The sequence below is a fragment of the Mesotoga sp. genome, assembly GCF_035363035.1.
Lineage (GTDB): Bacteria > Thermotogota > Thermotogae > Petrotogales > Kosmotogaceae > Mesotoga.
This window is the reverse complement of the sequence record NZ_DAOSEH010000016.1, coordinates 23,790-34,622: the sequence shown is the minus strand read 5'-3', so window position 1 is coordinate 34,622 and position 10,833 is coordinate 23,790. Positions and strand designations below refer to the sequence as shown.

Sequence of the window (10,833 nt, the reverse complement as noted above, 5' to 3'; positions counted from 1 at the left end):
TTCTAGAAGATAATTCATTAACTCTTCGAGTTTAGCATTTTCCGAGAAGTCTTCCTTTATGATTTGGTACACGCTGTTCAAATTGTTGTAAAGTGTACGCCGGCGCCTCTTCTCTTCGATCGCTCCGCTGATATCGAGTTCTCCCAGAGCCTTTTCGATAAGGTTGTGAAGTTCTTCCACTCCCTGACCGTTGATCGAATTGGTCAGAATTACCGGAAGCTCTCTGCCGCTCATTTCAAGAATGGCACCTGTCCTCGTCGCAAGCTGTGACGCTCCGGGCAGGTCCATTTTGTTTACCGCGAAGATATCCCCGATCTCCATTATTCCCGCCTTCATCGTCTGAACATCGTCTCCCAAACCCGGCGCCAAAACCAGCAGAACCACGTCGGCCAGGTTCTCAATATCCGTTTCGGACTGGCCGGCTCCGACCGTTTCGACGAACACCCTGTCGAAACCGCTCCGGCCGAGGAACTCGACGGCATCGTAGATCGAAGGGCTCAGGCCGCCAACCTTACCGCGGCTGGCCATGGATCTCACGAATATCTCTTCGCTCTTCGTGGAGCTCTTCATCCTTATCCTGTCTCCCAGGAAGGCCCCGCCTGTGAAGGGGCTTGAAGGATCGATGGCGATTATCGCAGTTCTTTTCTCTTTAGAACTCAAGAGGGCGAGCCGGTCGGTAAGGGTAGATTTTCCGGCACCGGGGCTGCCCGTGATACCCACAACGTGATAATCTCTCTCTTCCAGCGAACCTATGATCTCTCTGGCGACCGATCTGTCGTTCTCTATTCTGGTCAAAGTTCTCGAGATGGCGAGTTGATTTGCATAAAAAAGCCTCTCGCTCATTTATCTACTGCACCCTTTATCGAATCGACTATTGCCTTCAAAGGCGTTCCTGGACCGAAGACTTCGAGAATCCCCATCTTCTTTAGCTCCAGAGCGTCTTCGGCCGGTATTATACCCCCCACGAAGACGGGCTTTTCATCTATCCCCTTTTCCTTCATGAGATTGAGAACCTTCTCGCAGATCCTCATGTGTGCACCAGAAAGGATGGAGAGACCGATTATATCCACGTCTTCCTGAAGGGCAGCCTTCACCACCTCGTCGGCCGATTGCCTGAGGCCGGTGTAGATCACTTCCATGCCGGCATCCCTGAGCGCCATCGCCACTACTTTAGCGCCCCTGTCGTGTCCGTCGAGTCCCGGTTTTGCAACGAGTACCTTTACTCTTTTCATCATTTCACCTCTTTATCTCAAAGAATGACGGCTTCGGTGTACTCTCCGAAGACATCCCTGAGGGTATTTGAAATCTCTCCGAGTGTCGCATAACTTTTGACTGCATTCAGTATGATAGGGAAGAGGTTTTCAGAGCCCAGCGCGGCTTTTTTGAGTTCCTTCAAGGCCTCTTCGACCACCTGTGAATTTCGCCTTCGTTTGAGCGCAGCCAGTTTGTTTCTCTGCTTCTCTTCGATGACCGGATCGATTTTGAGAATATCCTTCTTCAGATTTTCATCGGAGAGGTACTGGTTTACACCCACGATCACCTGCTCTTCTCTTTCGACTTTGAGCTGGTAGTTGTAAGCGGTGTTCAGAATCTCCTTCTGTATGTAACCTTCCTGGACGGCCTTGACCATTCCCCCGAGATCGTCGATCTTCTGGAGGTAATCCAACGCGAGCTTCTCGATCCTGTCGGTCAGGTTTTCAACGTAGTAAGATCCTCCTACCGGATCTACCGTGTCCGTTACTCCGGTTTCACAGGCGATTATCTGCTGTGTTCTGAGGGCTATGGTAACCGAATCCTGTGTCGGCAGGCCGAGCGCCTCGTCGAAGGAGTTGGTGTGAAGGGATTGCGTACCGCCCAGAACAGCGGCCAGGGCCTGGAAAGCCACCCTGATTATATTGTTCATCGGTTGCTGTGCGGTGAGGGTAGAACCGCCGGTCTGAGTGTGGAATCTGAGCATCATGGCTTTTTCGTCGGTGACACCGAACCTGTCTTTCATTATCTTCGCCCAGAGCCTTCGTGCGGCACGAAATTTGGCGATCTCTTCGAGGAAGTTGTTGTGAGAATTGAAGAAGAAAGAAAGCCTCTTTCCAAAAACATTTGGATCCAGACCGGCTTTTATCGCAGATTCTACGTAGGCTATACCGTCGGCAAGCGTGAAAGCCACTTCCTGAGCGGCATCTGCGCCTGCCTCTCTTATGTGGTACCCGCTAATGCTTATAGTGTTGAAATCCGGTAGTGCCTTCGAACAGTATTCGAATATATCGGTTATCAGTCTCATCGAAGCGTCTGGCGGAAAGATGTAGGTTCCTCTGGCGATGTATTCCTTCAATATATCGTTTTGAATCGTTCCCGTTAATCTCGAGGGATCGACTCCCTGCTTTTCTCCAACGGCTATGTACATGGCCAGAAGTATGGCCGCCGTGGAGTTTATCGTCATAGACGTACTTACCTTGTCGAGCGGTATCCCCTCGAAAAGAACCTCCATATCTTCGAGCGAGTCGATGGCGACGCCCACCTTCCCGACCTCTCCCTCGGCCATCTGATCGTCTGAATCGTAACCGATCTGTGTGGGGAGATCGAAGGCCACCGAAAGACCGGTCTGACCTTGAGAGAGGAGATATCTGTACCTTTCGTTCGACTCTTCCGCCGTTCCAAATCCGGCGTATTGCCTCATAGTCCAGAACCTTCCCCTGTACATCGTCGGTTGTACACCTCGCGTGAACGGATACTGTCCCGGAAAGCCAAGCGCCTGGTCGTAGCCGTCGGGCGGAAGATCTTCGGGGGTATAGAGGATATCGATATCACCGTCGAACGACGTTTTGAATTGACTCTTTCTCTCGGGGAATTTCCTCAACAGTGGCAAAACCTTCTTTTCCTTCCATTCTTCTTTGACTTTCTTGAGATTTTCTGGATTGTTCATTTCTCATCCTCCATTTCGAAGTCTTTATAGATCTTTCATATTCAAGATAAATCAAATACAGCCACCCGTCAATTGTGATCAATACCGATTATAACTGGCCAGACCTCCTTTGTGGACTCAAGTTCATATCTTCTTTTCCGTAGGCTATAATAGGGAGGAAATCGAACGAGTGGGAGAAAAGATATGCGCGGTAAAACGCTCAGACTTCCATCGCCGAAGGATCGGCCACAATCCCGCGAGAGTTCCGTTTTCGGGACGGTCTATAAATATGACGCAATGGTTGACTACCACAAGGAGGTAATCTCATGGATCTCGACAGATTGACAGAAGTGGTGTTCGTTCCGGGAATCACCGGCCGCGAAGAGATGATAAGGTCCAAAATTCTCGAAATGATACCTCAAGAGATAGAACCGCAAATAGATGATCTGGGAAACGTCACAATCGAAATAGGTCAGGGCGATTCCAGTATCGCCTTCGCAGCGCACATGGATGAGATAGGTCTTCTGATAACAGGAGTTAACAGCGACGGGACACTCAATTTCAAGAAGCTAGGCGGTGTTCCCGACGAACTTCTGGTGGGGCGACATATGGACGTGATAACTTCCTCCGGAGAGTCCATAGACGGTGTAATAGGCATCACCCCTCCCCACCTTAAGGAGAAGACGGACCTGTCGTGGCAGAGTCTCTCGATAGACTTGGGAGCTTCTTCGAAGGAAGAGGCCGAGTCTATGGGCATAGAAGTTCTCGATTACGCCGTTTTCAGAAAGCAGATATCGATCCTGAACGAAAAGTTTGTGGCGGTGAGGTCTCTCGATGACAGGTTCGGCTGTCTCGCGCTTCTGGATCTTCTCGATCTTCTCGTGAAAATCGATCTTCCCAGGAAGGTGTTGTTTTCCTGGACGGTGCAGGAAGAGATAGGATTGATCGGTGCACGGGCCCTCTCCGAGAGAATCAAACCTTCGCTCTTCTTTCCCGTCGACTCTTTCGCCTGCTGTTCCAGACTCACCGGAGACGTCAGGCCGGGCAACGGGCCTGTGCTTCGAATGTCGGACACATCTTCTCTGGGCGATTACCAGACCGGCAGAAAAATAGTGGAACACGCCAGGGATAAAGGCCTTCCACTTCAAGTCGGAGTTACCGGCGGCGGAACCGACGGAATACCTTTTCAACAGCACGGCGTGAAGATGGTGCCTCTTTCTCTGGCCGTTAAGAACCTTCACTCGGAGACCGAATACATATCTATGGAAGATTATGACAACCTCGTCAAGCTCATGTTCTCTCTAGCCACAGAGTTTCAGATTCCATGACCGTCTCTGAAGATATAAGGAAGTGGCTGGTATCCTCGGGCGTCCTGACGCGTGTAGGAAAGCCCAGCCGGTATATTGGTAAGGAGTTGAACGCGGTCCTCAAAGATACGATGGGAAAGCTGAGAGTCCTGCTGGCCTTTCCGGACGCTTACGAGGTGGGAATGTCGCACCTGGGTTTCAAAGTCCTTTACAGAGAGTTGAACTCCAGAGACTCTACCTTCGCCGAGAGAACTTATCTTCCCTGGAAGGATATGATCGACGAAATGCGAGGGAATTCCGTGCCGCTTTTCTCTCTGGAGACTTACTCTCCGGCTCTGGAATTCGACATAGTCGGTATCACGCTCCAGTACGAGCTCGGGTACACGAACGTTCTTGCGCTTCTCGAACTGGCGGGGATACCTCTGTTTCAGAGAAATAGAACGCACGAGCCTATCGTTCTCGGGGGCGGGCCATGCGCTTCCAATCCCGAACCGATGTCTGACTTCTTCGACGCTTTCGTTATCGGAGACGGCGAAGAGGCGATGCTGGAAGTGTGTGGACTGATCGAGAAGAACCTCGATCTTCTCAGATCGGGGAAAAGGAGGGAGCTTCTGGAGATCATCTCCGAAGTTCGTGGCGTTTATATTCCCTCGGCCGGAAAGAGAAACGTCGTAAAGGCTGCCGTTGCCGACATCTCCGATTACGGAATAGATGGAAGGCCCGTGGTGCCTTTCATGAAGGTGATACACGACAGGGCGATCGTCGAAGTGATGAGGGGCTGTAACAGGGGTTGCAGGTTTTGCCAGGCCGGGATCTTTTACCGGCCAGTCCGCGAGAGAGTGAAGGAAGAGATCGCGGAAGGAGTGAGAGAAATATTGAGAGGGACCGGGTATGACGAGGTTTCCTTGCTCTCGCTCTCAACGATGGACCACTCTCAGATAGGCGAACTTACCGACTCTCTTTTGCCGCTAATGGAACCCCGTAAGATTGCCCTCTCTCTACCGAGTTCTAGAATCGACGCTTTCGACGTGGAGATCGCTTCCAGAATAGCTTCCGTAAGGAAGACCGGTCTGACTTTCGCACCTGAGGCCGGAACGCAGAGGTTGAGAAATGTCATAAACAAGAACGTGACCGAGAAAGATCTTCTGGACTGCGCTGTGATAGCCAGGAAAAAAGGCTGGCAGAGGTTGAAGCTGTACTTCATGATCGGCCTTCCCACAGAAACTTCCGAAGATATCGAAGGGATAGTGAAACTCAGCAGAAGGGTCAAGGCGATCGGATTCAAAGAACTGGCCGTATCTGTTGCCGTTTTCATACCAAAACCGCACACGCCGTTTCAGTTTTACAGGCAGATAGACGAAAACGAGGCCCGTCAGAAGGCCGAATTCTTGAGGGGCTTTTCCGGAAGGGGTATAGACATTAAAGTTCACAATCCCTCGAACGGGCCGGTCGAGGGTATTTTGAGTCGCGGCGATAGAAAAGTAGGGAGAGCCGTTTACGAGGCCTACAGACTTGGAGCGATATTCGATGAATGGGACGACCAGTTCGACCGGAGGATCTGGGACGAAGCCTTAAAAATCGCCTCGATCGATACGGAGGGTTACTTCAAGGGTTACTCTACCGACGAGACGCTACCCTGGGAACATATCTCGCTGGGTGTCTCAAAGAAATATCTGGTGAGCGAATACTTCAGGTCACTGAAAGAACAGACTACACCTGATTGCAGGTGGGCCGGATGCACGGATTGTTCGGTATGTGGAAATCTGGGAATATCTAATGTGTTGCGCAAAGTTTGAGAGCACTCAGCTTTGATGCTTCTGTTATATCTCCCGCACCCAGAAAGAGGACAACGGCATCCCTTTTTCTTTCCAGCCAGTCCAGTATCTCGTTGTAGTTAACCGCGTGGACCGCGGGGACTCCGTAACTGCTGAGTCCCTTCAAGACCTCGGTTTCGTCGATCGCGTACTGACCCTTCTCGTAAGCTTCGTAGAGTTTATAGACACAGACCTCGCTTGCATCTCTCAAAGAGAGCGCAAAGCGGCCATTCTCCCTCACGAGGCGGGAGTACCTGTGCGGCTGAAAAACCACGATTACATTCTTGTCTGGAAAGAACTCCCTGGCACCCCTTATGGTGCTGCTTATCTCGTCTGGAGTGTGGGCGTAATCGTCGAAGAAAAAGAGGTTCCTGCTGTTGTCCATACCTCTGAACGTGAATCTTCTATCAACAGACCTGAAAGACTCCAGGGAGGCTTTGATCGTGTCTATCGACACTCCAAGTTCGTGGGTCAGCGCAACCGCCGCTGTCGCGTTGTAGGCGTTGTATTCACCTGGTATCATCAGCTTGATCTGTCCCATATGGCTGTCGCCGCGCCAACAGCTGAAGGTCTGACTCATCAGACAGGTCTTTCTATTGGAAAAACGATACAACCCTTTTTCTTTGCCAAAGGTGATTCCGCCTTTGAAAAGCCTTTCGGAAACCGGATCATCGGCGTTGAATACCAGGAGGTTCTTTACCCCCCTGGAGAAGTACCTGAAATGGTTTTTCAGGTTGTCGAAGGAATTATCGTAGTGCTCAAGATGATCGCCTCTGACGTTGGTAATTATAGCGTTCTCAGGTTTGAAAGAGGCGAAAAAGCCGTCGCTCTCATCCAGCTCGCTAACGATAACGTTGCCACCTCTCCTGTAATTACCGTCGGTGAGAAAGGAATTCAACCCGCCCAGAAAGACCGTAGGGTCCCTCCCGTCATCGAAGAGTATCTTGGCAACCATGGCGGTGGTGGTCGTCTTGCCGTCGGTACCGGTGATGCATGTAGATATATTGCCGGCGAGGATCTTTTGTAACAATTCCATTCTGTAAATAGTGGGAACATCTTCGGAGATAGCCCTTACGAGTTCGGGATTTCCCTGTTTTATCGCCGTAGTCCTTATCACAAGATCTGGTCTGTCGAAATTCTCGGAAGAATGGCCTATACAAACACCTATCCCCCGGGCTCTAAGATATTCTACCCTCTCGTTCTCTTCGTAGTTCGAACCGTATACCTGGTATCCCTCAGATGCTAAATGCATTGCCAGACCGCTCATTCCTATTCCGCCAATGCCAATGAAATGGTATTTCAAATCGATTCCTCCCGGAGTATATAATCCAAAATAATATCAACAGGTCTTCTTGGAGGCATGTAACCGATATCTTTAACCAACATCTCTTGCATTGCAACGAACAGCTTTTCTGGGGTTAGATCACTTTCCAGTATAACATAACCAAGACCAAGTCTCTCCAGTGAAATCGCATTGTGCAATTGATGATTTTCCGCTGCTCCAGGCCACGGTATTATTATACCCTTTCTACCGTGATACTGTAGCTCGGCGATAGTGGTCGCACCGGCCCTGGAAATTACGAGATCCGAAACAGCTATCGCATCGGAAAGATTCTCTATATAGGCAAAAGACCTCACGAAAGAAAAACGCAGCAAATCCTTCGCTTTTTCTTCATCTCCCGTCGAATGCAGAAAGTTCATACGCGTATTTGACTCTTCAAGCAGGACATACAACTTTTCGCAGGCGTCGTTTATAACCGAAGATCCGAGACTGCCCCCGAGGACGACGACGAAGGGAAATTCGCAGGAAAAACCGAATCCCTCCAGTACCTCCTCTCTCGATTTGGTGCTTTCTCTGACCGGATTTCCCGAAAGTACAACGCGTGCTGCCGGTAGCTTCACTTCACCGGCGGTCTCTTCGAAAGAGATAAAAAAGTATTCAGCGTATCTGGCCATCTTTTTGTTGGTTATGCCGGCGATCGAATTCTGTTCATGTATGAATACCGGAATTTCCAGTTCGTGAGCCGCTTTTATAACAGGGAAGGAAACGTAACCGCCAGTCGAAAAGAGGAAATCGGGTCTAAAATCTCTCAGACTTCTAATAACTTGTTTTTTGGCCATCATATGAGAGAAGAGTATCGGGATGTTTCCCGGTCTGTAAAGCGGCCTCAAAAGTCCCGTGAGTTCCAGCGGTATCCGTGAAACCCCCGGAAAGTCTCTTTCCACACTCCTGTCGTCTATCTTTCCCTTTACCGTGAAGTACAGTAAATCGAAGTCGGTGCGCCTGGTTATCTCCTGAAGAAGAGCGACGGCCGGATAATAATGCCCGCCGGTGCCACCGCCACAAAAGGCTATCTTAAGTCTTCTCATGTGTTTCGCTCGCCTTGTTTTCTTCTTCTTTCTCTATAAGAATCGCGAATACCAGGCCGTAACCGATCATCAGCGACATTATCGAAGAGCCTCCAGAGCTGACGAAGGGAAGGGTGACCCCCGTCGGGGGAAAGAGGCCCAGATTGACCGCGATGTTTATAGTGGCCTGAATCATTATATACAGCGCAAAACCTATTATGTACAGCTTGCCTTCAAGTTTCGACGGCCCCTTGAGTCCCGCGAGTATCAACTCCCTGATAAAACCCACGTAGGCCAGCATGAGTACCAAGATCCCTATGAGTCCCAGTTCTTCACCGATCACTGCGAAGATGAAATCCGAGTAACTCACCGGGAGATAGTACTTCACAAGTCCCATGCCAAGACCTTTACCCAGCAGTCCGCCCGAAGAGATGGCCATGATCGAATAGGAAACCTGTTCGTGCTCCTCGCCGGTTATAGATGTGAGGAACGAGGTTATTCGCTCCAGCTGGTAGGGCTTGATAAATCCTCCGCTGTAAAGAATTAGGATGATCAGTACCCCCAGCACTATGGCGAGTAATATGTAGCGCAGCTTTATACCTCCGACGATCATCATCACGAAGGTTATGGCCACGAGAATACCGGTCGTCGACAGATCGGGCTCAATGAAAACAAGAAAGGCTACCGGCAAAACGAGACCGATAGGAATCAGAAAGGTATTTAGGAAAGATCTCTTCTTTATATTTCCCAGATAACTGGCCAGAACCATAAGCAGAGATATCTTGGCGAACTCGGAGATCTGGAGGGAAAGACTGCCGATATCCAGCCACCTGTGAGATCCTCCCCTGTCGGGGAAAAAGAGTACTGCCACCAGGAGAATAAGCGTGAGGGGATAGTAAATCGTGAAGGCCTTCTTGAAATGCCAGGAGCCCTTCAGATAGATCATAACGAGCGCGCCGGCCAGACCTATCGCGAAAGCTATCAGCTGCTTCTCCAGGAATTCCGAAGCGCTGACGTCGGGGTGCCTTGCCTCCATGCTGATTCCGGCACTGTAGATAAAAACGAATCCGAAAATCAGGAAGATACTTGTAAAAAGAGCGAGCATCAAATAAGTCTTCTTCATTACTTCCCCACTGCAAGCGAGTTGACTATGCTCTTGAAATGGTCTCCCCTCTCTTTATAATTCCTGTAAAGATCGTAGCTGGAACCGGCCGGGCTGAGAACGACACTGTCGCCGCTGCACGAATTCCGTCTACCTGTCTCCACGGCTTCTTCCATGGAACCTGCCAGCTGGAAGTTTATTCCCGACGTTCTCATCTTCTGGATCAGAGATTTCATCGAGTTGCCGAGTACGATAATACCTTTCAACCCTTTTAAGACCTGGAGCAGCTCGATGTAGGTCTCATCCTTTTCCTTCCCACCAAGCACAAGAACGGTCTTCTCGGGGTTGAAGTTCTTCAGCGCCGCCACTACGGCGTGTGCGTTGGTTGCCTTAGAATCATCGTAATATTTTACACCATCTATCTCTCCAACCAGCTGAAGCCTGTGAGAGAGGAACTCGTACTTTTTGAGATCTTCGAAGACTCCTCTCATAGGCATACCCAGAAGATTTGCAAGAGCCATGACCACCAGAGTGTCTTCAAAATTGTGAATTCCCTCATAAGGCAGCTCCCCGCTATCGAAAGACTCCCCGTCTACTCTCAACTTACCCATATCGTAACAGTAATCGGTCTTGCCGTGCATCGAAAAGGGGAGTATCTTACCCTGTTGAGGCTTGCCATTAAAAAAGTCCTTCTCGCACACGGGAAGCAGGGAAAAGCCCTCCGTCATATCGACCAGCCGGAGTTTTGACTGTCGGTAGTCTTCGTACGTTGTATGGTAGTCTATATGGTCCTCGCCGATGTTGATGACGGCCGACAAATGGAACCGGGGATCGCTTCTGCTGAACCACTTCAGCTGGAATGAACTGACTTCTAGAACGTAGTACTCAAGGGTCTCTCCCAGTATTCCTGCCAGCGGATCGCCCAGATTTCCGCCCTGAAAGACCGTCTTTCCCCTGGCCGCGAGCACATGGCTGAGCATGGTGACCGTGGTGGATTTTCCGTTAGTTCCTGTGATTCCGATTATCACCCCGTGAGGTTTCGATTTCAGGATATCCAGGGATACTTCCAGTTCGGTAGTGAAGAGCTTTTCACTCTCGAGAATGGCCCTCCCGACTTTCGAGAACGGCGAAACTCCCGGTGATACCACGAAGCTGTCGCATTCCATAAGTCTTTCCGTATGACCGTTATCTTCAAACTCTATATCGTTTTTTTTCAGGAATTCCATGGGTTCTCCCTCGATCGATCCCATATCCGATACGAAGAAAGAAGAAGATGGATACTCCTTGCCGAGCACCCTGAGCAATCTATAGTTGGATATTCCAAACCCCACAAAACCCATTTTGCTTTTCAACACGTCCTCC

Annotated in this window: 9 protein-coding genes; 2 read left to right on the top strand and 7 right to left on the bottom strand. The window is 50.1% G+C overall.

The window, feature by feature from the left end; all coding sequences use genetic code 11:
• The 3 genes from meaB to PKX57_RS04480 all read right to left on the bottom strand — a co-directional run.
• Positions 1-843: methylmalonyl Co-A mutase-associated GTPase MeaB (gene meaB / locus PKX57_RS04490; protein WP_472416187.1), on the bottom strand; the 843-nt coding region annotated here is incomplete at its 3' end.
• Positions 840-1,235, bottom strand: a complete 396-nt coding sequence (locus PKX57_RS04485; RefSeq protein ID WP_213921562.1) for a cobalamin-dependent protein — start codon at positions 1,233-1,235, stop codon at positions 840-842. The genes meaB and PKX57_RS04485, both read right to left, overlap by 4 nt.
• A gap of 14 nt (positions 1,236-1,249) precedes the next feature.
• Positions 1,250-2,920, bottom strand: coding sequence for a methylmalonyl-CoA mutase family protein (locus tag PKX57_RS04480; RefSeq protein ID WP_213921561.1), 1,671 nt, complete (start codon positions 2,918-2,920; stop codon positions 1,250-1,252).
• A gap of 305 nt (positions 2,921-3,225) precedes the next feature.
• On the opposite strand from PKX57_RS04480, the gene PKX57_RS04475 reads away from it, so the two are divergent.
• Positions 3,226-4,227: a M28 family peptidase gene (locus PKX57_RS04475; RefSeq protein WP_213921560.1), complete on the top strand. Its 1,002-nt coding sequence runs from the start codon at positions 3,226-3,228 to the stop codon at positions 4,225-4,227.
• Complete coding sequence (locus tag PKX57_RS04470) at positions 4,224-6,002, top strand: TIGR03960 family B12-binding radical SAM protein (protein WP_472416185.1); 1,779 nt, start codon at positions 4,224-4,226, stop codon at positions 6,000-6,002. Before PKX57_RS04475 ends, PKX57_RS04470 begins: the two co-directional genes overlap by 4 nt.
• Here PKX57_RS04470 and murC read toward each other — a convergent pair.
• Genes murC through murD form a run of 4 tightly spaced genes read right to left on the bottom strand, consistent with a single transcriptional unit; the run spans position 5,980 to position 10,826 of the window.
• On the bottom strand, positions 5,980-7,323 hold the full coding sequence (murC, locus tag PKX57_RS04465; RefSeq protein WP_213921558.1) for a UDP-N-acetylmuramate--L-alanine ligase: 1,344 nt from the start codon (positions 7,321-7,323) through the stop codon (positions 5,980-5,982). The genes PKX57_RS04470 and murC overlap by 23 nt on opposite strands.
• Complete coding sequence (locus tag PKX57_RS04460) at positions 7,320-8,390, bottom strand: UDP-N-acetylglucosamine--N-acetylmuramyl-(pentapeptide) pyrophosphoryl-undecaprenol N-acetylglucosamine transferase (RefSeq protein WP_472416183.1); 1,071 nt, start codon at positions 8,388-8,390, stop codon at positions 7,320-7,322. The genes murC and PKX57_RS04460 overlap by 4 nt, the downstream gene beginning before the upstream one ends.
• Positions 8,377-9,492 carry an FtsW/RodA/SpoVE family cell cycle protein gene (locus PKX57_RS04455; RefSeq protein ID WP_472416181.1) on the bottom strand — a complete coding sequence of 372 codons (1,116 nt, stop codon included), beginning with the start codon at positions 9,490-9,492 and terminating at the stop codon, positions 8,377-8,379. The genes PKX57_RS04460 and PKX57_RS04455 overlap by 14 nt, the downstream gene beginning before the upstream one ends.
• Entirely contained in the window at positions 9,492-10,826 is a 1,335-nt protein-coding gene (murD, locus tag PKX57_RS04450; RefSeq protein WP_214049097.1) for a UDP-N-acetylmuramoyl-L-alanine--D-glutamate ligase, read from the bottom strand. Before murD ends, PKX57_RS04455 begins: the two co-directional genes overlap by 1 nt.
• Positions 10,827-10,833 lie beyond the last annotated feature (7 nt).